Below are 21,479 nucleotides of genomic sequence, written 5' to 3'. Positions count from 1 at the left end.
CCATGGCAGCCCCGGAGAATCGCATTTGATCGCCTGGCTGCGCATCGCCCTCGCCGCGGTCGTCATTCTCTTCGTCAGCATCGTGCTCATGCCGCTGCAGGTACTTGCCCTGCGTTTCGACTGGCGTCTGCGCCGCTGGCTTCCGCGCGTCTGGCATCGCATCATCTGCTCTTGTCTCGGCATCCGCATTCGCGTGACCGGCGGACTGGAAAACCGCCGGCCGCTGATGCTCTGCTCCAACCATTCCTCCTGGATGGATATCATGGTGATGTCGGCCGTTGCCGACGTTGCCTTCATCGCCAAGATAGAGGTGCGTGACTGGCCGATCTTCGGCACGCTCGCCAAGCTGCAAAAGAGCGTCTTCGTGGTGCGCGAGGAAAAGCGCCGCACCGGCGACCAGGCAAGCGAGATCGCCGGCCGCATGGCCGACGGCGAAATCGTGGTGCTGTTTCCCGAGGGCACGACCTCTGACGGCAATCGTCTGCTGGAGGTCAAGTCCTCCCTCTTCGGCGCGGCCGCGATGGCCGTGCCCTATTCGCCGACCGGCATGGTCATGGTCCAGCCGGTTTCGATCGCCTATACCAGGGTTCATGGTATCGCCATGGGCCGCTATCACCGTCCGCTCGCCGCCTGGCCCGGCGATATCGAGCTTCTGCCGCATCTCATCGATATCGTGAAATGCGGCGCGATCGATGCCGAAGTCTCCTTCGGAGAGGCGATCGAATACAGCGACAAGACCAACCGCAAGGACGTCAGCGCGACGATCGCCGCCCGTATCCGCAGCCTTCTCAACACCAGCCTGCGCGGCCGCGATGTGGGCTGAGACGAGAGTCCCTTTTCTCAAGCGGCAAAAACCACTAAATAGCGCGCCATGACACAGGACAGCGCTACTCTTCAGGCCCCGGAGATTTCTCTCCGCGATGGCAGCAACAGCCGCAAGGTCTTCATCAAGACCTATGGCTGCCAGATGAACGTCTACGATTCCACGCGCATGAGCGATGCGCTCGCCCGTGACGGTTACGAGCCGACGGAAGATATGGAAGAGGCGGACCTCGTTCTCCTCAACACCTGCCATATAAGGGAAAAGGCGGCCGAGAAGGTCTATTCGGCGCTGGGGCGGCTGCGCGAGATGAAAAAGAAGCGGGCGGCGGACGGCCGGGAGATGATGATCGGCGTTGCCGGCTGCGTCGCCCAGGCCGAAGGCGAGGAGATTTTGCGCCGCGCGCCGGCCGTCGACGTCGTCATCGGCCCGCAGACCTATCACCGCCTGCCGGAGGCATTGCGCCAGGCCAAAGAGGGCCGCCGCGTCGTCGATACGGAATATGCGATCGAGGACAAGTTCGAGCATCTGCCGATCGCCGAGAGCCGCAAGATCCGCGCACGCGGCGTCACCGCCTTCCTGACGGTGCAGGAGGGCTGCGACAAGTTCTGCACCTTCTGCGTCGTGCCCTATACGCGCGGCTCGGAAGTGTCGCGTCCGGTCTCCCAGATCGTCGAGGAAGCCGAAAAGCTCGTCGAGGGCGGCGTGCGCGAAATCACCCTGCTCGGGCAGAACGTCAATGCCTGGCACGGCGCAGGCCCCCGCGGCGAGGCATGGAGCCTCGGCGACCTGCTCTACCGCCTTGCCGAGATCCCCGGGCTTGCGCGGCTGCGCTATACCACAAGCCATCCGCGCGACATGGACGACCGGCTGATCGAGGCCCATCGCGACCTCCGGGCGCTGATGCCCTACCTGCACCTGCCGGTGCAATCGGGTTCGGACCGCATCCTGAAAGCGATGAACCGGCGCCATACGGCAGCCGAATATCTCAGCCTGATCGAGCGCATCCGCACGGTGCGGCCCGACATCGCGCTGTCAGGCGATTTCATTACCGGCTTTCCGGGGGAGACAGACGCGGATTTTGAGGATACACTCAGGCTTGTGGAGGAGGTGCGCTATGCGCAGGCCTTCTCGTTCAAATACTCGACTCGGCCGGGCACACCCGGCGCGGAACTGAAGGACCAGGTGCCGGAAGAAATCAAGGCAGAACGGCTGGAACGCCTGCAAGCGCTTCTCCTGAAGCAGCAGCAGGAATTTGCCGAATCCTGCATCGGCAAGGAGATCGATCTGCTGCTCGAAAAGCCCGGCCGCATGCCCGGCCAGCTAATCGGACGTTCTCCCTGGCTTCAATCAGTGAATGTTGATGCAAAAGCATCGCAAATCGGTGACATTATCAAAGTGCGAATCACCGGAACCGGAACCAACAGCCTGTTTGCCGAACGCGCAGAGGCTGCGGTCTAACCCAAGGAGCCCGACCGCTTGAACGGACAAGAATTGGTTTCTTCTTCACCGCGCCACCCCCGCACGCCGAGCGATACCAATCACTTCGTCCTGACGTTCGAGAACAACCGGTTCGCCAGCGAGCTCTTCGGTCAATTCGACCAGAACCTCAAGCTGCTCGAGGAACGGCTCAATATCGATGCGCGGGCGCGCGGCAATTCCGTCGTCATATCGGGCGATGTCGTGACCACCAACCAGGCGCGGCGCACGCTCGACTATCTCTATGAAAAGCTCCAGAAAGGCGGCAGCGTGGAACGATCCGACGTTGAGGGCGCAATTCGCATGGCGGTCGCCGCCGACGATCAGCTCAGCCTTCCCACGATGGAGCGCAAGGCCAAGCTGACCATGGCGCAGATTTCTACGCGCAAGAAAACCATCATCGCCCGCACGCCGACGCAGGACGCCTATATGCGGGCGCTGGAGCGTGCCGAGCTGGTCTTCGGCGTCGGCCCGGCCGGCACCGGCAAGACCTATCTCGCGGTTGCGCATGCCGCCCAGCTCCTGGAGCGCGGCGCGGTCGAAAAGATCATCCTGTCGCGTCCAGCCGTCGAAGCCGGCGAGCGTCTCGGCTTCCTGCCCGGCGATATGAAGGAAAAGGTCGATCCCTATCTGCGCCCGCTCTATGACGCGCTCTACGACATGATCCCCGCCGACAAGGTCGACCGGGCGATCACCGCCGGCGTCATCGAAATCGCGCCGCTCGCCTTCATGCGCGGCCGCACGCTCGCCAATGCCGCGATCATCCTCGACGAAGCGCAGAACACGACGTCGATGCAGATGAAGATGTTCCTGACCCGCCTCGGCGAAAATGCGCGCATGATCGTCACCGGCGACCCGAGCCAGATCGACCTGCCGCGCGGCGTCAAGTCCGGCCTCGTCGAGGCCCTGCAGCTTCTGAACGGCGTCGAGGGCATCTCGATCGTGCGCTTCAAGGATACCGACGTCGTGCGCCATCCGCTGGTCGGGCGCATCGTCAGGGCTTATGATTCCACCTATGCCGTCGAAACCGAAGAAGCCAGCCGGCAGGACTGATGCCCGAACTCGACATCCAGATCAACATCGAGGATATCGGCTGGCCCACCGAGGAGGCGCTGCTGTCCTTTTGCCAGCGCGTGCTCGGCGCCGCCGCGGTCTATCTCAGCGACAGCGAGAAGCAGCCCTTTCCGACGATGCCGCCCGAGGTTTCGCTGGTCTTTACCGACGACGCCTCGATCCAGGACATCAATGCCGAATGGCGCGGCAAGGACAAGGCGACCAACGTGCTCTCCTTTCCGGCCTTTCCCGTCAAGCCCGGCAAGATGCCCGGTCCGATGCTCGGCGACATCATCATTGCCAGGGAAACGGTGGAGCGGGAAGCGAAGGAGCTCGAAAAGAGTTTCGACGACCATCTGACGCATCTTCTCGTCCATGGTTTCTTGCATCTGCTCGGCTACGATCATATGAATAGTGACGAAGCCGAAATTATGGAGGGGCTGGAGACTCGCATTTTGGCGCAGCTCGGCCTATCTGATCCCTACGAGGGTCAAGACCTTAAAATGGAACCATGAGCGACTTTACGACGAAGCCGGCGGCAGACGCCAAGGACTCCGAGCCATCCTCTTCTTCGGACGAGGCAGGCAGTAGTAGTCGGCCATCCGGCCGATCCCAATCCTTCTGGTCGCGCGCCGCGCGCATTCTCCGCCCCCAGCAGGGCTCGCGGCTGCGCGAGGATCTCGCCGACGCGCTGATGATCGATGCGGCTGATGACGACGCCTTTTCGCCCGACGAGCGGGCGATGCTGCACAACATCCTGCGTTTTCGCGAGGTACGCGTCGCCGACGTGATGGTGCCGCGCGCCGACATCGAGGCGGTGGACCAGAACATCACCATCGGCGAACTGATGATCCTCTTCGAGGAATCCGGCCGCTCGCGCATGCCCGTCTATGCCGATACGCTCGACGATCCGCGCGGCATGGTGCATATCCGCGACCTGCTCTCCTACGTCGCCAAGCAGGCGCGCAACAAGCGCCGCGGACCGGCCAAATCTGCCGCCGCGCCGGCCATCGAGGTCGCGCCGGAGAACATCCAGAAGCCGACGCGTTCAGCCAAGCCGAATTTCGACCTCGCCCGCGTCGATCTGCAGAAGACGCTGGCCGAGGCCGGCATCATCCGCAAGATCCTGTTCGTGCCGCCGTCGATGCTGGCGTCCGACCTGTTGCGCCGCATGCAGGTGAACCGCACGCAGATGGCGCTCGTCATCGACGAATATGGCGGCACCGACGGGCTCGCCTCGCATGAGGACATCGTCGAAATGGTGGTCGGCGACATCGACGACGAACACGACGACGAAGAGGTGATGTTCAAGCGCGTCGCCGAAGACGTCTTCGTCGCCGACGCCCGCGTCGAACTGGAAGAGATCGCCGAAGCGATCGGGCCCGATTTCGACATCAGCGAGCAGGTCGACGAGGTCGATACGCTGGGCGGCCTGATCTTCTCCGCGCTCGGCCGCATCCCGGTGCGCGGCGAAGTCGTCCAGGCGCTTCCGAATTTCGAATTCCACATTCTCGATGCCGATCCGCGCCGCATCAAACGGCTGCGCATCACCCGCAAGCGCCACGCCATCCGCCGCCGCGCTAAGGCGGACGGCGATATCGCTCCCGGCTCGGAGGCCGGCGACGACCGCCCGGCCGAATCCACCGCCAACTAAAGCGCATCGCATCGAATTCGATTCATGCGATGCGCCTTAGCCTCTTATTTTGTGCATGTCGTCATCCCGGAACCGCTGCACGTTTCCGGGTGACATGCATTCACACGACAAAGAGCCGCTTTTTTGAAAGACTGCGAACGGGTTGATTCGCAGCTTGATGGGAGTGCGCATGGAGCGGCTTGCGGACAGGGTTATCCTCGTCTGGGGGTTCAAACGGTCATTGCTGGCCGTTGCCGCCGGGGCCTTCGCCGTGCTGGCGCTGCCGCCCTTCGGCTTTTTCGCGGCGATGTTCGTTTCCTTCACGCTGCTCGTCTGGCTGATCGACGGGGCGGCGGCTACGCCTGAAAGCGGCCTGATCGGCAGGCTCTGGCCGGCATTCACCGTCGGCTGGCTGTTCGGCTTCGGCTATTTCGTCGCCGGCCTCTGGTGGCTCGGCCATGCGCTGCTGGTCGATGAGGAAGGATTCGCCTGGGCGCTGCCCCTCGCCACCCTCGGGCTGCCTGCCTGTCTTGCGATCTTCTATGGGCTGGCGACCGCGTTTGCCCGCATCTTCTGGTCGGACGGCCTGGGGCGGATCGCCGCACTTGCGGCGGCCTTCGGCTTCGTCGAATGGCTTCGCAGCACTGTTCTCACCGGCTTTCCCTGGAATGCCATCGGCTACGGCATGATGCCCGTTCCGCTGATGATGCAGTCGGCGCATGTGGTCGGCGCGATGGGGGTAACGGCGCTTGCCGTCTTCGTCTTTTCAGCGCCTGCCCTCATCGGCACGCGGCAGGGCGCGAAGGCCGGACTCGCACTTGGCGTCCTGCTGTTTGCCAGCCATCTCGGTTACGGCGCCTATGCTCTCTATCTGGCGCCGCGGCCGGAAGCCCTGCCCGAGGACAAGCGGCCGGTGGTGCGGCTGGTGCAGCCGGCCATCGACCAAGCCGCGAAGATGGACAATGACGCCGATCGCAATGCGATTTTCGAAACGCATCTGAAGCTTTCGGCCGAAGCGCCCAGGAATGGCGGGCGCAAGCCTGATATCATCGTCTGGCCGGAAACCTCCATCCCCTTCATCCTGACCGACAACCAGGATGCGCTGACGCGCATTGCCGACACGCTCGACGACAACCAGATCCTGATCGCCGGCGCGGTGCGCGCCGAGGAGATGGGGCCGGGCACGCCGGTGCGCTACTACAATTCCATCTACGTGATCGACGGGCGCGGCCAGATCATCGCCGCCTCCGACAAGGTGCATCTGGTGCCCTTCGGCGAATATCTACCTTTCGAGGACCTGCTCACCGAATTCGGCATCCAGAACGTCGTCGAAATACCCGGAGGATTTTCGGCCGCCGCCACCCGGCATCTGCTGGCGCTGCCCGGCGGCCTCAATCTCTACCCGCTGATCTGCTACGAGATCATTTTCCCCGGCGAGATGACCGGCGACATAAAAGACGCCAACGCACTGCTCAATATCACCAACGATGCCTGGTTCGGTATCACGCCCGGCCCCTATCAGCATTTCCAGCAGGCCCGCGTTCGGGCAATCGAGACCGGCCTGCCGCTGATTCGCGATGCCAATAACGGCATTTCAGCGCTGGTGAACGCCCATGGGGAAATTATCGCGGGCCTGGATCTCGGTGAGACAGGCTTTATTGATGCAACTGTTGATGGGCTCGGTAATGGGTTCGGGACAACATTCCCCCGCCAAACATACTTCTGGTTGACTGAGGCCCTGTTGATTTTGATTGCGCTAATTTCACGCGCAGGTTTTATTTCGGGGTTGAATTGACCAAAAACCCCTAAAATTGCATAGTGGTGTCAATCGGCGTTCTTAACGTATGTTAATCGGTGGGTTCCCGCCGCTTACAACGTGGCGTTTTGGGATGGATCAGGGGCATGCCGGTTAGAAACAGGTTGAAATTCGTAGCTAGGGCACGACCATGATTGAGAACAAGAAGAAGCCGAATCCGATCGACATCCATGTCGGCAGCCGTATTCGCCTTCGCCGCACGATGCTGGGCATGAGCCAGGAAAAGCTTGGCGAGAGCCTGGGCATCACCTTCCAGCAGATTCAGAAATACGAAAAAGGCACGAACCGCGTCGGCGCCAGCCGCCTGCAGAACATTTCGAGCATCCTGAACGTTCCGGTGTCCTTCTTCTTCGAAGATGCCCCGGGTGAACATTCCGGCAGCATCAGCGGCATGGCCGAAGCCTCCAGTTCGAATTACGTCGTCGATTTCCTCTCCTCCTCGGAGGGCCTGCAGCTCAACCGCGCCTTCGTCAAGATTTCCGATCCGAAGGTTCGCCGCAAGGTCGTGGAGCTGGTAAAGGCGCTGGCCGCCGAAGCCGACTCCGACTGAGCCAGCGCCATTCACAAATTCGGAAAGGCGGTCGAAAGGCCGCTTTTTTGCTGTTTTGGGGCAAAATTTGTCACTTTGCCGCAGATATAAAGATATATTTATGTCCTTCTGCGCTTGTCATCAGCGCCTGAACTGAGTACCTACTAGCTAGCTTTTGTTCTTTGAGGGGAATCCCGGAATGCGCGCGAATTATCTCTTTACCAGCGAATCTGTTGCCGAAGGTCATCCGGACAAGGTGTGTGACCGCATCTCCGACGAGATCGTCGATCTGGTCTACCGCGAAGCGGCCAAGACCGGCGTCAATCCCTGGGGTGTGCGCATTGCCTGCGAAACTCTGGCAACGACCAACCGCGTCGTCATCGCCGGCGAAGTCCGCCTGCCGCCGAGCCTGATGAAGAAGGACAAGGACGGCAAGGACGTCATCAATCCGTCGAAGTTCAAGGCTGCCGCCCGCCGCGCCATCAAGGATATCGGCTACGAGCAGGACGGCTTCCACTGGAAGAAGGCCAAGATCGACGTGCTCCTGCATTCGCAGTCTGCCGACATCGCGCAGGGCGTCGACAGCGCCGCCGACCAGCAGGGTGACGAAGGCGCCGGCGACCAGGGCATCATGTTCGGTTACGCCTGCAAGGAAACGCCGGACCTGATGCCGGCTCCGATCTATTATTCCCACAAGATCCTGCAGCTGCTCGCAGCCGCCCGCAAGAAGGGCGACGGCGAAGTCGCCAAGCTCGGCCCCGACGCCAAGAGCCAGGTGACCGTGCGTTACGTCGACGGCAAGCCGTCGGAAGCGACCTCGATCGTGCTCTCGACCCAGCATCTCGACGACAGCTGGGATTCCAAGAAGGTCCGCGCGGTCGTCGAGCCCTATATCCGCGAAGCGCTCGGCGAACTGAAGATCGCTGAAGACTGCAAGTGGTACATCAACCCGACCGGCAAGTTCGTCATCGGCGGACCGGACGGCGACGCAGGCCTCACCGGCCGCAAGATCATCGTCGACACCTACGGCGGTGCGGCTCCGCATGGCGGCGGTGCATTCTCCGGCAAGGACACGACCAAGGTCGACCGTTCGGCCGCCTATGCCGCCCGCTACCTCGCCAAGAACGTCGTCGCCGCCGGCCTCGCCGACCGTTGCACGATCCAGCTCTCCTACGCGATCGGCGTCGCTCAGCCGCTGTCGATCTATGTCGACCTGCACGGTACCGGCAAGGGCGTTTCGGAAGACCAGATCGAAGCCGCGATCCGTGAGAACATGGACCTGTCGCCGTCGGGCATCCGCCGTCACCTCGACCTCAACAAGCCGATCTATGCCAAGACCTCGGCCTACGGCCATTTCGGCCGCAAGGCCGGCCGCGACGGCTCGTTCTCCTGGGAGCGCACGGACCTCGTCAAGGCACTCAAGGAAGCCGTCAAGACCAAGGCTGCTGCATGACGGATATGGAACGCCGGGGCCGGGCGACCGAAGCCTTTTTCGGTCGCCGCAAGGGAAAGGCCCTGCGTGAACAGCAGGCCGAAACTCTCAACAGCCTGCTGCCGGCATTCCTCGTCGATCTCTCGGCGGCTCCTTGCGAGCCGCTGACATCGCTTTTTCCGGTTCCGGTCGAAACATTGCGGCTGGAAATCGGTTTCGGCGGCGGCGAACACCTGATCCACCGCGCGCTCGAGAGACCTTCGACCGGCTTCATCGGCGTCGAACCCTTCGTCAATTCCATGCAGAAACTGCTGTCGCGTGTCGGCGAGACGGGCGCGCGCAACATCCGCGTCTATAATGACGACGCGACGCAACTGCTCGACTGGCTTCCGGACGCCTCTCTCGACCAGATCGATCTGCTCTATCCCGATCCCTGGCCGAAGCGGAAGCACTGGAAGCGGCGCTTCGTCTCGAAGACCAATCTCGACCGCTTTCATCGCGTGCTGAAGCCCGGCGGTCTCTTCTGCTTCGCCTCCGACATCGACACCTATGTGAACTGGACGCTGCTCAAATGCCGCGGCCATGGCGGCTTCGACTGGCTGGCCGAAAATGCGGCTGACTGGCTGACGCCCTATGAGGGCTGGCCGAGCACGCGATACGAGGCGAAGGCGCGGCGCGAGGGCCGGTCTTCGGCCTATCTGACGTTCAGGAAGATCTGAGCCTCGGGGCAAGCTGTCAGACACCGCTGCGACTGAAGCGAGATTGTTTTAACCTCGTTGCAGCGGCTCCCATTCCGCTTTTGCCGGTCGCTGTTGCGAATTGAGCATGGAGGATTTTGACCCGCCCAGACCTTGAGTATCGGCCATTTTGGCGAGCTCCAGATCCTCCGGAAAGTCGTAGATCTCGGCGAGCCGCCGATCCAGCAGAGCCATCTCCATTTCAAGAGCAGGTCGCCGGAACTCGGGCAATACCTGCAGCCCGTATTCCAGCACGGCTCGGAGGCGGCGGGCGATTTGAAAGTTTTCAGTGCCGTAAAGTCTGATTTCGCTGAAAGTCAATTTGACGAAATCGTCCCAGTTCGGCGTTCTGCAAATGACCCGCAATTCTCCGGACGGGTTGAAGATCGCCTCTCCACGCAGGCTGCGCTTCCCGACAAAACACAACAAACGTTGCAGTTGGTCAATCGCAAGCACCGCAGTCGTCGGATCGTTTATCGCCTTGGAAAGCGCCTTGATCGCGATATCCACAATGATCCTGAAGGCGAAGGTCGCGTCTTGTTCGAGGGTGCGTTCAGGCCCGAAAGCGATCATCTTTTTCAGCACGTCTTCTTCCGGCAGCAGAGTGCCATACAACCGAAAAAGCGGCTCGCCAGGAGCGACGAAATCACCGATCCGCGGAACCAGTTCGACGACGGACTGTGTTTTCTCGGCCTGCATCAGCAGGGCGTTTTTATTGACAGCCACGATGATGGCAGGTCGCCCCTTGTAGACGATGACTTTGTCCGGCTCGTTGCCCGGTCGAAGGTTGGAGGGGGCGGCATCGGTTTCGTCTGTCGCCATTGCGGGGTAGACGTCCTCGATGACGGCGCGACCCTCCTCGCTGACACGCAGGATGATGCTCACAGGCCGTAGCAATCGGGCGGCATAGTCGATCAAGTAGAGGAAAGCAGCGATGGACAGGAAACCCAGGAGACCCGCGATCCCGACGACGGCATGGTGAACATCGGTTTCGAGCCTTGCCAAAGCGCCCGTCGCAAACAACAGGGTGAATATGAAAAGCCCTACGGTGAAACGGATGGCGTTATCGCGCAGCAACGTCGTCGCGATGATACGAGGCGTCAGCTGACCGCCTGCGATCTGGATTGCAACCAGCAGAGAGCCGAAGGTAAAGACGACGAATGTCAGCGTCATGGTAATGATCGTCTCGAGCAGCCTTTGGGAACCGGCCACGCCCCACGGCCAAGGCTCGATCCAGATCAGCCACCGTTCAAATAAATAGACGATTCGAATTATTAGAATGTAGAGGAGCAAGGCTATGAACGGCACGAGCCACAGCGACGACTTGACGTAGCTCCTCAGGCTATAGAGCCGATTCCACCCCATTTCGGTTCCCTCGATATACGATCGGCGCACTCCAGCCGCCGGGAAGATGCCGCGCCGTCTCGCATCCGGCTACGAGGGCGATCAAAGATCTCGTTTCGGCAATTTCCCCCTCCCTGCATCCCGACCGACACCGATCAGGATCGAAGGAGTATGCATCAAACAGGAGCGGAGCGGGCGTATATTACTGTATGACACATCGCCTCGCGGCACTTGCGGGACTGACGCGCTCGTAAACAAGCGATCATCCTATCTTGAATCGCCTCAATTCTTCGGATCGCATACTGCGCCTCCCGACGAAGAGCCGAGTTGCGTCTCAGTTCGATCAGTTGACTTGATATTTGTGCTTATCTTGGCGATCGCTTCCGGCGAATAGTTGCCATAGCTCTCAAAGGCCCTCGGCAAACTGATGCCGAATCCTGAAATTTCGACCTCATCGCACAGAAAGACGTCGAAAACAGGCGCGCCCGCATTCCGCAACATCAGCCCCGACCGCAGCGAAATCGAGTAAAGACATCTCACACCGAAACAACGGTGGAACGCGACAGACGCTATTTGACGGTCAGTGCAGGCTGACCGTCTTCAGTTCATCCTCGGCAGCCTTAAAGAAGGTGCTGGAGCGGTTGTCCGTCAAGAGGATCGGCGTGCCGTCGGCGCCGAAAAGTGCCCAGAGATCGACGTTCGGATCGATATCCGGCGCCTCGGGGAAGCACTTGGCGACCTCTTCGGTGCGCATTTTTCTGATATAGGCGACCTCGCCGTTGCCGATATGGGCAAGCTCGGACTTGGTCAGACGAGACGTGGCTTCTTTCATCAACATTCCTGTTCCTCCGGGAGAAGGGACCAACGGTTCGATAAACCGTTGTGCTACTGTGAGACCGAAATGTTAATTTTCTTGACCATGCGGGCGGGTTCCGGACGAATTAGATCGACGGAGAGCAGACCGTTCTTCAGGCCGGCGCCGAGCACCTGCATACCGTCGGCAAGAACGAAGGTCCGCTGAAACTGGCGGGAGGCGATGCCGCGATAAAGATAGTCGCGCTCGCCCTGCTCCGCCTGGCGGCCGCGGATGACAAGCTGGTTTTCCTCCGTGGAAACGTCGAGCTCCTCCTCGCTGAAGCCTGCCACGGCGAGCGTGATGCGCAGGCGCTCCGGCACGCCGCTATCGGCGGCGATGCGTTCGATATTATAGGGCGGGTATCCGTCGCTCGCCTTGGAAATGCGCTCCAGCGTCTTTTCCATGGCATCGAAGCCCAGAAGCAGCGGGCTGGCGAAAGGGGTAATACGGCTCATCTCTTTTCAAGTCCTTGATGCAAGCGACCATCCCGGACCTCATAGGCAGCATCCGGATGGTGCCAATATGGGGACAGGACCCCGGCCCTGCAAGGCGCAGGCGACCCGCCGGCGTCGCCTCGTCGATTTTAAGCTGGGTCGGCAGCCTTCTCCTTGCTTGACAAAGCGGCGGCTGCCTCGCATCAAAACATGCCGGAACAAGATGTGCCGATCTGTGACGGGAAATGAAGAAATTGGTGCATGCAGAGACGCGCACCCACGAGGATGGAACGAGCGGAATGGCAAGCGCAAGAAAGATCATCATCGACACGGATCCGGGCCAGGACGACGCGGCCGCCATCATGCTCGCCTTCGGCAGCCCGGATGAGCTCGATGTGCTGGGGATCACGACGGTCGCTGGCAATGTGCCGCTCTCGTTCACCAGCCGCAATGCGCGCATCGTCTGCGAGCTCTGCGGCCGGCCGGAAACGAAGGTTTTCGCCGGCGCCGACAAGCCGATCGCCCGCAAGCTGGTGACAGCCGAACATGTGCACGGCAAGACCGGCCTTGACGGTCCTGTTCTCGACGAGCCGACGATGGCGCTGCAGCCCGGCCATTCCGTCGATTTCATCATCGAGACGCTGCGCCGCGAGCCGGAGGGTGCGGTGACGCTCTGCACGCTCGGGCCGCTCACCAATATCGGCATGGCCTTTGAGAAAGCGCCCGACATCATCCCCCGCATCCGTGAGCTGGTGATGATGGGCGGCGGCTTCTTCGAGGGCGGCAACATCACGCCTGCTGCCGAATTCAACATCTATGTCGATCCGGAGGCGGCCGATATCGTCTTCCGCTCTGGCGTTCCGATCGTGATGATGCCGCTTGACGTGACGCACCAGCTGCTGACCCGAAAAGACCGGGTGAAGCGCATGGCCGAGATCGGCACGGCGCCTGCTAAGGCCATGGTCGAGATGCTGGAATTCTTCGAGCGCTTCGATATCGAGAAATACGGCTCCGACGGCGGGCCGCTGCACGACCCGACCGTTATCGCCTATCTGCTGAAGCCGGAGCTGTTCCAGGGCCGGGACTGCAATGTCGAGATCGAAATCCAGTCCGAACTCACCGTCGGCATGACCGTCGTCGACTGGTGGCATGTGACCGAGCGCAAGCGCAATGCGAAGGTGATGCGCTTCGTCGATGCGGACGGCTTCTTCGACCTGCTGATCGAACGCTTCGCCCGCATCTGATTTCTTTGCTTTCCTTCGCCTTCAGGCAGAAGGAAAGCAATTTCAGGCGTCTTTTTCGTCGAAGACGGAATTGGCTTCGGCGTCGACCGGCTTCGGGCCGCCCTTGGCGACGCCGACCATGGCGGGACGCAGCACGCGTTCGCCGATGGTGAAGCCTGCCTGCACGACCTGGACGACCGTGTTGTTCGGCACCTCGGGATTCGGCACTTCGAACATCGCCTGATGGAAATTCGGATCGAACTTCTGGCCGACCGGCTCCAGCTTGCGAACGCCATGGCGCTCGAGAGCCGAGAGCATGGCGCGCTCGGTCATCTCCACACCTTCGATCAGCGTGGTGAGGCCGGCATCGGCCGTTGCCTTGGCTTCAGGAGAGATGGCATCCAGCGCCCGGCGCAGATTGTCGGAAACGGCGAGCATGTCGCGCGCAAAACCGGCGACGGAATAGGATTTGGCATCCTTGACCTCGCGCTCGGTGCGGCGTCGAAGATTGTCCATCTCGGCGGCAAGGCGCAGATAGCGGTCGCGCAGCTCGGTATTCTCGGCTTTCAGGAGCTCCAGCGGGTCCGGCTGGCTGGCCTCCGGCTGCTGCACGGTATCAGTCTCGACGTTGGCGGCGGCGTCGGCTGCGGCATCGGCCGCAGTTGCGTCAGGTCCGTGTTTCGTCGTGTCATCGGTCATGACGGTCTCCGGTTGGTGTCTTCAGATGCGCCCGATATCGAGGTTTGACCGAAAAAAATCAAGTCTGCGTGACAAAGAAGCGAAAATTCCGCGTCTTCAACAAGAGAGCGTCACAGCGGATTGCGCGACAGGCGGGAGACGAGCTGGGCGGTGTAATCCACCATCGGCACGATGCGGGAATAATTGAGCCGCGTCGGGCCGATGACACCGACGGCGCCGACGATGCGATCGTCCTCGTCACGATAGGGCGCAACGATGAGCGACGAGCCGGACAGAGAGAAGAGCTTGTTTTCCGAGCCGATGAAGATGCGCACACCCGAACCGCTCTCAGCCAGATTGAGGATTTCGATCAGGCTGTCCTTCTTTTCGAGATCGTCGAACAGCAGGCGCAGCCGGTCGAGATCCTCGGCACCGGCAAGGCCTTCGAGCAGGTTTGCGCGGCCGCGGAGGATGAGCTGGGCGGGCTTTCCCTCGTCCGGGCTGCCGGCCCAGACGGCGATGCCGCGCTCGACGAGATCGCGCGACAAGGCATCGAGTTCGTGACGGACATCATCCTTCAACCGGCTCAATTGCTTGCGCAGCTCCGGCAAGGTCTGGCCGGACATATGGGCATTGAGGAAATTCGCCGCTTCCGTCAGCTGTGAGGAGGTGACGCCCGCCGGCAGCTCGATGATACGGTTTTCCACCTGATCGTGATCGCCGACGAGCACGGCAAGCGCCTTCGTAGGCTCCAGCCGGATGAACTCGACATGTTTCAGCACCGGGTCGCTTTTCGAGGTGATGACGAGACCCGCGCCGCGCGAAATGCCCGACAGCATGCGGCTTGCTTCGTTCATCATCGATTCAAGCGGATTGCCGCCGCTTTCGACCCGCACCTGGCGGTCGATACTGGCCCGATCCTCGGCGGAGAGATCGCCCACCTGCATGAAGGCGTCGACGAAGAAGCGAAGGCCGATCTGGGTCGGCAGCCGGCCGGCGCTGATATGCGGTGAATAGATCAGGCCGAGCTCTTCGAGATCGCTCATGACGTTGCGCACCGAGGCCGGCGAGAGCGACATCGGCAGCAGACGCGACAGATTGCGCGAGCCGAGCGGCTCGCCGCTTTCCAGATAGCCTTCTACGATGCGGCGGAAAATTTCCCTGGAACGCTCGTCCAGCGCAGCAACGGCATCCGAAACCGAAGTCGACCTGATGCCCATGAACCTCTCGAACCCACGCTGATGATACTTCCGAAAATATAGTCAAACTCGCCCCCGTGGCAAAAGGGAATTTGCAAATGGGCGCGGCCAATCGTAGAAGCGGTCAGCAACTCCAGGAGATAATAATGCGGCCTTCAGGCAGAAAAACCGACCAGATGCGCAAGGTCTCGTTCGAGCGCAATTTTTCCAAGCATGCGGAAGGCTCCTGCCTGGTGAAATTCGGCGATACGCATGTGCTCTGCACGGCAAGCCTCGAAGACAAGACGCCGCCATGGCTGCGCAATACCGGCAAGGGCTGGGTCACGGCCGAATACGGCATGCTGCCGCGGGCGACCGGCGAGCGGATGAAGCGCGAGGCCGCGGCCGGCAAGCAGGGCGGCCGCACGCAGGAAATCCAGCGGCTGATCGGCCGCTCGCTGCGCGCCGTCGTCGATCTGCAGGCGCTCGGCGAAAAGCAGATCACGCTGGATTGCGACGTCATCCAGGCCGATGGCGGCACACGGACGGCTTCCATCACCGGCGGCTGGATCGCGCTTTACGACTGCCTGAAATGGATGGAAAGCCGCAACATGATCAAGGTCGATCGGGTCCTGAAGGATCATGTCGCCGCCATTTCCTGCGGTATTTTCGCCAACCAGCCGGTGGTCGATCTCGATTACCTCGAGGATTCCTCGGCCGAGACCGATGCGAACTTCGTCATGACCGGCGCCGGCGGGATCGTCGAGATCCAGGGCACGGCCGAAGGCACGCCTTTCAGCGAAGAGGAATTCACGTCGCTGCTGCATCTTGCCAAGAACGGCATCGGCGAGCTCGTCGCCTTGCAGAAAGAGGCCATCGCGGGATGAACACCATGCTGGAAGGCATGTTGGAAACGGCGCTCTATGCGCGGGATCTCGACCAGGCCGAGGCGTTCTACGAGAATGTTCTCGGGCTTGAAAAGATCACCCGTGCCGACAACCGGCATGTCTTCTTCCGCTGTGGACCCGGCGTTCTCCTGATCTTCAACCCCGAGGAAACGGTGAAGCCGCCGGCGGCCGGCGCGCTACAGGTGCCGCCGCACGGCACGAGCGGGCAAGGCCATGCCTGCTTCAGGGTATCGGGCCGCAATATCGATGCCATGGCCGGACGGCTGAAATCGGCGGGCGTTGCGATCGAATCCGAAGTGCATTGGCCGAATGGCGGCCGCTCGATCTATTTCCGCGATCCAGCCGGCAACAGCCTGGAATGCGCGGAGGCTAAAATCTGGGGCATCGAACAGGATATCTGAATGCGCAAGCTCGAAACGAAGACCATCGTCGTCGCCAGCCACAATGCCGGCAAGATCCGCGAGATCCAGGAGTTGATCGGGCCGCTCGGCTTCACCGCCAAATCGGCGGCCGAACTGAATTTCGTCGAACCCGACGAGACCGGCACGAGCTTCGAGGAGAATGCGACGATCAAGGCGGTGGCTTCCGCCAATGCCGCCGGCATGCCGGCGCTGTCTGACGATTCCGGGCTGGTGGTCGATGCGCTCGGCGGCGATCCCGGCGTCTATACCGCCAATTGGGCGGAGAAAGCCGACGGCACGCGCGATTTCGACATGGCGATGGCCAAGGTGGAAAAGGCGCTGCAGGATGCGGGCGCGACGACGCCGGAGCAGCGCGGGGCGCGTTTCGTCAGCGTGCTCTGCCTTGCCTGGCCGGACGGGCATACCGAACTCTTCCGCGGCGAAGTGGAAGGCAATGTCGTCTGGCCGCCGCGCGGCACGCAGGGCTTCGGCTATGACCCGGTCTTCCAGCCCGAGGGCTACGGCGTCACCTTCGGCGAGATGAGCGGCGAGGAAAAACACGGCTGGAACGTCGGCAAGCCGCAGGCGCTGTCGCACCGGGCGCGTGCCTTCAAGCTCTTCGTCGAAACCTGCCTGGAGGCATAGGGTCTGTTCGTGGGCAATTTCGGTACGCCAAGCCTCTCGCGCGATGCGGCGCTTTTGCCCGATACCGGCGAGCCCGGCTTCGGCGTCTACGTGCATTGGCCCTTCTGCGCGGCGAAGTGCCCCTATTGCGACTTCAACAGCCATGTGCGGCACCAGCCGGTGGATCAGGAACGCTTTACGGCCGCCTTCCTGAAGGAGACGGCTGCGGTCCGGGCAATGAGCGGGCCGAAGACCGTGACGAGCATCTTCCTCGGCGGCGGCACGCCCTCGCTGATGAAGCCGGAAACGGTCGATGCCATTCTCGACGGCATCGCCCGGCACTGGCATGTGCCCGCCGGTATCGAAATTACCATGGAAGCGAACCCTTCGAGCGTCGAAGCCGAACGGTTCCGCGGCTATCGGGCCGCCGGCGTCAACCGCGTCTCGCTCGGCGTGCAGGCGCTGAACGACCGCGATCTGAAATTCCTCGGCCGGCTGCATGACGTGGCCGACGCGCTGAAGGCGATCCGGCTGGCGCGCGACATCTTCCCGCGCATGTCCTTCGACCTCATCTATGCCCGCCCGGACCAGACGGTCGAGGAATGGGAAAAGGAACTGAAAGAGGCGATCTCCTATGCGGTCGATCATCTTTCGCTCTACCAGCTGACTATCGAGGAAGGCACCCCCTTCTACGGCCTGCACAAGGCAGGCAAGCTGATCGTGCCGGATGGCGAGCAATCGGCCGTGCTCTACGAAGCGACGCAGGAGATCACGGCGCGCGAGGGCATGCCCGCCTACGAGGTCTCCAACCATGCCCGGCCGGGCGCCGAAAGCCGGCACAATCTGACCTATTGGCGTTACGGCGATTATGCCGGCATCGGCCCGGGCGCGCATGGCCGGCTGACGCGTGGCCCGGAGAAGATCGCGACCGCCACCGAACGCAGGCCGGAAGCCTGGCTCGACATGGTCGAGCGCGACGGCCACGGCATTCTCGACGAGGAGCGGCTCGGCTACGAGGAGCAGTCCGACGAGCTGCTGCTGATGGGACTGCGGCTCAGGGAAGGCGTCGACCTCGCCCGCTGGCAGCAGCTTTCGGGCCGCGATCTCGACCCGAAACGCGAAGAATTCCTGCTCGAACACAAGTTCATCGAGCGGATCGGCAATTCACGCCTGCGCTGCACACCATCAGGCATGCTGATCCTCGATTCCGTCGTCGCCGACCTCGCCTGCTGACATCCAACGAGGCTGATCCCGGCGCGGCAGCGACATCGCCGTCCGCGCCGGAAGGCATTTCTCAGCCGTGGCTGGTCGCACCCGCCTTGAACAGGCTGCCGGTCGGCGTCTTCAGGAACATCTCCAGCGGAATGTGCTCCTGGTGCAGGAAGCCGGTCGCCGGCAGCAGGCCGTCGCGGACCATCTCGATGACGGCGACGACGGAGGCCGACGTCGTCCAGGCAATCGCCGTGCGGCGCGCGCCGGCGATCTCGATCGGGTAATAGGCGCGCACGAACTCCTTGCGGCGCAGGCTGCCATTCTCGGTGCCTTCGGCGGCGACATGGACGTAGACGACATCGTCTTCGACAGGCGGCTTGGCGTTGGTGAGGATCTCGCCGGCCAGCTTGCGCTTGTCGCGCATCAGGAGCTCATGGAAGAAGAAGTTCATCAGCTCCATATGGCCGGGATAACGCATGGTCTTGTAGTCGAGATTTTCGACCTTATCGAGCATGGTGTCGCACATGGTACCGAGGCCGCCCGAAGTCGTGAAGGCTTCGAGTTTGACGCCGCCGACATAGATGGTCTCGTGCCACTCCATCGGCGAGACGAGCTTGCGCACCCCGCCTTCAATGACCTCGCAATCGTTCAGATATTCGTTGACGACCCCTTCCGGCGACCAGTTGAAGGCATAGCCGAGAAGGCCCGTAGGATGCTGCGGCAGGGCGCCGACGCGCATGCGGATGGAGCGGCAGCGGTCGAAGCCGTCGGCCAGGCTCGCCCCGACGATGCCGACGAAGCCGGGCGCCAGGCCGCATTGCGGCGCCATCAGGCCCCGAGCCGTCTTCGACAGTTCGATGATGAAATTGGTGGTGGGAACATCTTCCGTCAGGTCGAAATAATGGATGCCGGCAAGATGGGCGGCCCGCGCCAGTTCGATGTTCAGGTGATAGGGCAGGCAGGACAGCACCGCCTCGACATTCGAGAGCAGCTCACCGATCACTACGGGATCGGAAATATCGCCGGTGCGGCATTTGAAGGGAAGCTCGCCCGGGGGCAATTGCGCATCGACCCCGATCACTTCGAAGCCGCCTTCATGCAAAAGCGTTGCCGCCAGCCGTCCGACCTTGCCCAGGCCGAGAACGGCGATCTTTTCAAAACTCATTCATTACCTCCCACGCGCTCTCTTCGGCGCTTCCGTCTTCATCGGCCGCATGCCGGCCGAGATCGCTCGGCGTTGACATGCGTCTGATGCACCGGAGGTATAAAATAAAAAGCTTATAAAAGAAAACGGCTGGAATCGCTTCCAGCCGCCGAATTTCCCGATAGGTCCACCGATTATTCGTTGATCAACCGCTTCAGAAGCTCGATTTCGTGCGAAAGCTTGGTGTCTCCGGAAATCAGCTCCTCGATCTTGCGCACGGCATGCAGCACGGTCGTGTGATCGCGCCCGCCGAAACGGCGGCCGATCTCAGGAAAGGAGCGCGGCGTCAGCGTCTTCGACAGATACATGGCGATCTGGCGCGGCTTGACGATGACGCGGGTGCGGCGGTTCGAGACCAGTTCCTGGCGCGAGACGTTGTAATGCCTTGCGACGATGCGCTGGATATCCTCGATGCGCACACGGCGCGGCTCGCCGGAGCCGACGAGATGGGCAAGCAGTTCGTCCACGCGCTCGATCGACAGATTCGGCTCGAAGGAGCGACGGAAGATCAGCTGGTTGAAAGCGCCTTCCAGCTCGCGGCCGCTGGCCGTGACGTTCCGGGCGACATGCTGCATCAGATCGGCCGGGATTTCGAGCGACGGATCTTCGAGGCGGGCCGCGGCAAGGCGACGCTTGAGGATTTCGAGACGCATCTCATAGTCAGGCGCGTCGAGTTCGATCGCCACACCGCCCTGCAGGCGCGAGCGGACGCGGGGATCGAGCGACTCCAGCTCCCACGGCGCACGGTCAGCGGCGACGACGACCTGCTTGGCGCTGTCGAGCAGCATGTTGAGCAGATGGCAGAATTCATGCTGGATCATCTTGCCCTGCAGGAACTGCATGTCGTCGATGATCAAGAGGTCGATGTTGCGCAGCGAATCCTTCAGCGTCAGCGCATCATTGTCGCGGATCGCGGTGGCGAAGCGCCACATGAAATATTCGGCCGTCAGATAGACGACGCGCAGAGCCCGCGGGTTCTGGACCGCCGCATTGGCGATCGCCTGCAGCAAATGGGTCTTGCCGAGACCGACCGTCGAATGGATGAAGAGCGGATTGAAGCGCACCGCGCCGGAACCAGCCTCCGCGATCGTCTTTGCCGCCGCAAGGGCAACCCGGTTCGAACTGCCTTCGACGAAGGTCTCGAAAGTGAAGCGGCTATCGAGCGGCGAGCCGAAAAGCGGCGAACCGAGGCTTGCGGGCCTTGCCGCAGCGACGGCCGAGACAGCCTGCTGCACGGCCTGACCGGCCGGCTGGGCGCTGACCGGACGGCGCATCTGAGCGGGAGCGGCGGGCTCGGGCTGGGCCACCTCGTCGGCGGCCTTCATGCCGCTGCGCGTTGCCGTGCGCACCAGAATTTCGATCTTGAGAATTTCCGGGTCTTCGGCCTGAAACAGGCCGGTGATGAGATCGAGATAACGATTGTTGATCCACGACTTCAGGAAAGTCGTGGGAACCGAAAGGCGAACCACGCTCTTCGATACCGAATGCAGCTTCAGCCTTGCAAACCAGCTGGCATAAACGTCAGGACCGACCTGTGCCTTCAAGCGCGCACTGACGCGCTCAAACAAGATGCTCTGCTTCACTTCCGCCTTCGCTTCTCCCACTTCCAGGCGAATGGAGCCGAACGCCTGCGGTGCCGCATCCCCATTGTCGAGCCCGCCCGTCGTCATCGTATTCATCTGCATAATGCCGCCTTTCAATTCCACCGGGCGGCATCCGCTAACAGCCGCCCGATCATTCCCCGCTTTGGCGGGCTGGCGGCATCCTCATGAAGCCACTCGCCTGCCGGTTCACTCAAACACGGCATAGAACACCGTTGCAGGTACCGCGTTCATGCGGCAACCTTCATCGGCTTCCGTGCCAGGCTGGCGGTCAATCCTCGTTTTCGGCCGACCAGCCCGAACGCAATATTACTTTA

Annotated in this window: 21 protein-coding genes; 14 read left to right on the top strand and 7 right to left on the bottom strand. The window is 61.7% G+C overall.

What is annotated here, in order from left to right:
* Positions 1 to 25: 25 nt before the first annotated feature.
* From ATY78_RS22455 to ATY78_RS22415, 9 genes are all read left to right on the top strand, one after another.
* Positions 26 to 823 carry a 1-acyl-sn-glycerol-3-phosphate acyltransferase gene (locus ATY78_RS22455; RefSeq protein ID WP_088684500.1) on the top strand — a complete coding sequence of 266 codons (798 nt, stop codon included), beginning with the start codon at positions 26 to 28 and terminating at the stop codon, positions 821 to 823.
* 48 nt (positions 824 to 871) lie between these two features.
* On the top strand, positions 872 to 2,281 hold the full coding sequence (miaB, locus tag ATY78_RS22450) for a tRNA (N6-isopentenyl adenosine(37)-C2)-methylthiotransferase MiaB (protein ID WP_088684499.1): 1,410 nt from the start codon (positions 872 to 874) through the stop codon (positions 2,279 to 2,281).
* A gap of 18 nt (positions 2,282 to 2,299) precedes the next feature.
* The gene (locus ATY78_RS22445) at positions 2,300 to 3,352 is read left to right on the top strand and encodes a PhoH family protein (protein ID WP_088684498.1); all 1,053 of its coding nucleotides are present in this window, start codon (positions 2,300 to 2,302) and stop codon (positions 3,350 to 3,352) included.
* Positions 3,352 to 3,867 (top strand): rRNA maturation RNase YbeY, encoded by a 516-nt coding sequence (gene ybeY / locus ATY78_RS22440; protein ID WP_088684497.1) that lies wholly within the window; start codon positions 3,352 to 3,354, stop codon positions 3,865 to 3,867. The genes ATY78_RS22445 and ybeY overlap by 1 nt, the downstream gene beginning before the upstream one ends.
* Positions 3,864 to 5,006, top strand: a complete 1,143-nt coding sequence (locus ATY78_RS22435; RefSeq protein WP_088684496.1) for a hemolysin family protein — start codon at positions 3,864 to 3,866, stop codon at positions 5,004 to 5,006. Before ybeY ends, ATY78_RS22435 begins: the two co-directional genes overlap by 4 nt.
* A gap of 169 nt (positions 5,007 to 5,175) precedes the next feature.
* Positions 5,176 to 6,780 (top strand): apolipoprotein N-acyltransferase, encoded by a 1,605-nt coding sequence (gene lnt / locus ATY78_RS22430; protein WP_088684495.1) that lies wholly within the window; start codon positions 5,176 to 5,178, stop codon positions 6,778 to 6,780.
* A gap of 151 nt (positions 6,781 to 6,931) precedes the next feature.
* Positions 6,932 to 7,351 (top strand): helix-turn-helix domain-containing protein, encoded by a 420-nt coding sequence (locus ATY78_RS22425; protein ID WP_088684494.1) that lies wholly within the window; start codon positions 6,932 to 6,934, stop codon positions 7,349 to 7,351.
* Positions 7,352 to 7,529: 178 nt separating this feature from the next.
* The gene (metK, locus tag ATY78_RS22420; protein ID WP_088684493.1) at positions 7,530 to 8,783 is read left to right on the top strand and encodes a methionine adenosyltransferase; all 1,254 of its coding nucleotides are present in this window, start codon (positions 7,530 to 7,532) and stop codon (positions 8,781 to 8,783) included.
* Entirely contained in the window at positions 8,780 to 9,481 is a 702-nt protein-coding gene (locus ATY78_RS22415) for a tRNA (guanosine(46)-N(7))-methyltransferase TrmB (RefSeq protein ID WP_088684492.1), read from the top strand. The genes metK and ATY78_RS22415 overlap by 4 nt, the downstream gene beginning before the upstream one ends.
* Before the next feature lie 48 nt (positions 9,482 to 9,529).
* Here ATY78_RS22415 and ATY78_RS22410 read toward each other — a convergent pair whose 3' ends face one another.
* The 3 genes from ATY78_RS22410 to ATY78_RS22395 all read right to left on the bottom strand — a co-directional run bounded on the left by ATY78_RS22410 (position 9,530) and on the right by ATY78_RS22395 (position 12,154).
* The gene (locus tag ATY78_RS22410; RefSeq protein ID WP_088684491.1) at positions 9,530 to 10,864 is read right to left on the bottom strand and encodes a DUF2254 domain-containing protein; all 1,335 of its coding nucleotides are present in this window, start codon (positions 10,862 to 10,864) and stop codon (positions 9,530 to 9,532) included.
* A 559-nt stretch (positions 10,865 to 11,423) separates the two neighbouring features.
* Entirely contained in the window at positions 11,424 to 11,681 is a 258-nt protein-coding gene (locus ATY78_RS22400; protein ID WP_088684489.1) for a DUF1150 family protein, read from the bottom strand.
* Between the two features lie 47 nt (positions 11,682 to 11,728).
* Complete coding sequence (locus ATY78_RS22395; protein ID WP_088684488.1) at positions 11,729 to 12,154, bottom strand: Hsp20 family protein; 426 nt, start codon at positions 12,152 to 12,154, stop codon at positions 11,729 to 11,731.
* Positions 12,155 to 12,432: 278 nt separating this feature from the next.
* Between ATY78_RS22395 and ATY78_RS22390 the strand changes: the two genes are divergently transcribed.
* On the top strand, positions 12,433 to 13,377 hold the full coding sequence (locus ATY78_RS22390; RefSeq protein ID WP_088684609.1) for a nucleoside hydrolase: 945 nt from the start codon (positions 12,433 to 12,435) through the stop codon (positions 13,375 to 13,377).
* Positions 13,378 to 13,419: 42 nt separating this feature from the next.
* Here ATY78_RS22390 and grpE read toward each other — a convergent pair whose 3' ends face one another.
* Complete coding sequence (gene grpE, locus ATY78_RS22385) at positions 13,420 to 14,055, bottom strand: nucleotide exchange factor GrpE (protein ID WP_088684487.1); 636 nt, start codon at positions 14,053 to 14,055, stop codon at positions 13,420 to 13,422.
* Positions 14,056 to 14,165: 110 nt separating this feature from the next.
* On the bottom strand, positions 14,166 to 15,254 hold the full coding sequence (hrcA, locus tag ATY78_RS22380) for a heat-inducible transcriptional repressor HrcA (RefSeq protein WP_088684486.1): 1,089 nt from the start codon (positions 15,252 to 15,254) through the stop codon (positions 14,166 to 14,168).
* 125 nt (positions 15,255 to 15,379) lie between these two features.
* Between hrcA and rph the strand changes: the two genes are divergently transcribed.
* The 4 genes from rph to hemW are packed head-to-tail and all read left to right on the top strand — an operon-like array spanning position 15,380 to position 18,378.
* A complete protein-coding gene (rph, locus tag ATY78_RS22375) occupies positions 15,380 to 16,099 on the top strand; it encodes a ribonuclease PH (protein ID WP_088684485.1) in 720 nt (239 codons plus the stop codon).
* Positions 16,096 to 16,521 carry a VOC family protein gene (locus ATY78_RS22370; protein WP_088684484.1) on the top strand — a complete coding sequence of 142 codons (426 nt, stop codon included), beginning with the start codon at positions 16,096 to 16,098 and terminating at the stop codon, positions 16,519 to 16,521. The genes rph and ATY78_RS22370 overlap by 4 nt, the downstream gene beginning before the upstream one ends.
* A complete protein-coding gene (rdgB, locus tag ATY78_RS22365; protein ID WP_088684483.1) occupies positions 16,522 to 17,166 on the top strand; it encodes an RdgB/HAM1 family non-canonical purine NTP pyrophosphatase in 645 nt (214 codons plus the stop codon). It abuts the gene before it with no gap.
* A gap of 9 nt (positions 17,167 to 17,175) precedes the next feature.
* Positions 17,176 to 18,378, top strand: coding sequence for a radical SAM family heme chaperone HemW (hemW, locus tag ATY78_RS22360; RefSeq protein ID WP_088684482.1), 1,203 nt, complete (start codon positions 17,176 to 17,178; stop codon positions 18,376 to 18,378).
* Positions 18,379 to 18,439: 61 nt separating this feature from the next.
* On the opposite strand, the gene ATY78_RS22355 is transcribed toward hemW, so the two are convergent.
* On the bottom strand, positions 18,440 to 19,522 hold the full coding sequence (locus tag ATY78_RS22355) for a saccharopine dehydrogenase C-terminal domain-containing protein (protein ID WP_088684481.1): 1,083 nt from the start codon (positions 19,520 to 19,522) through the stop codon (positions 18,440 to 18,442).
* Between the two features lie 173 nt (positions 19,523 to 19,695).
* Positions 19,696 to 21,246, bottom strand: coding sequence for a chromosomal replication initiator protein DnaA (dnaA, locus tag ATY78_RS22350; protein WP_088684480.1), 1,551 nt, complete (start codon positions 21,244 to 21,246; stop codon positions 19,696 to 19,698).
* Between the last annotated feature and the right edge of the window lie 233 nt (positions 21,247 to 21,479).

This window comes from Rhizobium sp. R635, from assembly GCF_002211285.1.
Classification (GTDB): domain Bacteria; phylum Pseudomonadota; class Alphaproteobacteria; order Rhizobiales; family Rhizobiaceae; genus Rhizobium.
The sequence above is the reverse complement of the archived record's forward strand: the minus strand, read 5'-3'. Positions and strand labels throughout refer to the sequence as shown.

Coding starts and splice junctions, on each gene's coding strand:
- miaB (WP_088684499.1), top strand. CDS start 872: ATGACACAGGACAGCGCTACTCTTCAGGCCCCGGAGATTTCTCTCCGC.
- ATY78_RS22400 (WP_088684489.1), bottom strand. CDS start 11,681: ATGTTGATGAAAGAAGCCACGTCTCGTCTGACCAAGTCCGAGCTTGCC.
- ATY78_RS22370 (WP_088684484.1), top strand. CDS start 16,096: ATGAACACCATGCTGGAAGGCATGTTGGAAACGGCGCTCTATGCGCGG.
- ATY78_RS22435 (WP_088684496.1), top strand. CDS start 3,864: ATGAGCGACTTTACGACGAAGCCGGCGGCAGACGCCAAGGACTCCGAG.
- ybeY (WP_088684497.1), top strand. CDS start 3,352: ATGCCCGAACTCGACATCCAGATCAACATCGAGGATATCGGCTGGCCC.
- ATY78_RS22390 (WP_088684609.1), top strand. CDS start 12,433: ATGGCAAGCGCAAGAAAGATCATCATCGACACGGATCCGGGCCAGGAC.
- lnt (WP_088684495.1), top strand. CDS start 5,176: ATGGAGCGGCTTGCGGACAGGGTTATCCTCGTCTGGGGGTTCAAACGG.
- ATY78_RS22355 (WP_088684481.1), bottom strand. CDS start 19,522: ATGAGTTTTGAAAAGATCGCCGTTCTCGGCCTGGGCAAGGTCGGACGG.
- hrcA (WP_088684486.1), bottom strand. CDS start 15,254: ATGGGCATCAGGTCGACTTCGGTTTCGGATGCCGTTGCTGCGCTGGAC.
- rdgB (WP_088684483.1), top strand. CDS start 16,522: ATGCGCAAGCTCGAAACGAAGACCATCGTCGTCGCCAGCCACAATGCC.
- dnaA (WP_088684480.1), bottom strand. CDS start 21,246: ATGCAGATGAATACGATGACGACGGGCGGGCTCGACAATGGGGATGCG.
- rph (WP_088684485.1), top strand. CDS start 15,380: ATGCGGCCTTCAGGCAGAAAAACCGACCAGATGCGCAAGGTCTCGTTC.
- metK (WP_088684493.1), top strand. CDS start 7,530: ATGCGCGCGAATTATCTCTTTACCAGCGAATCTGTTGCCGAAGGTCAT.
- grpE (WP_088684487.1), bottom strand. CDS start 14,055: ATGACCGATGACACGACGAAACACGGACCTGACGCAACTGCGGCCGAT.
- ATY78_RS22415 (WP_088684492.1), top strand. CDS start 8,780: ATGACGGATATGGAACGCCGGGGCCGGGCGACCGAAGCCTTTTTCGGT.
- ATY78_RS22410 (WP_088684491.1), bottom strand. CDS start 10,864: ATGGGGTGGAATCGGCTCTATAGCCTGAGGAGCTACGTCAAGTCGTCG.
- ATY78_RS22395 (WP_088684488.1), bottom strand. CDS start 12,154: ATGAGCCGTATTACCCCTTTCGCCAGCCCGCTGCTTCTGGGCTTCGAT.
- ATY78_RS22425 (WP_088684494.1), top strand. CDS start 6,932: ATGATTGAGAACAAGAAGAAGCCGAATCCGATCGACATCCATGTCGGC.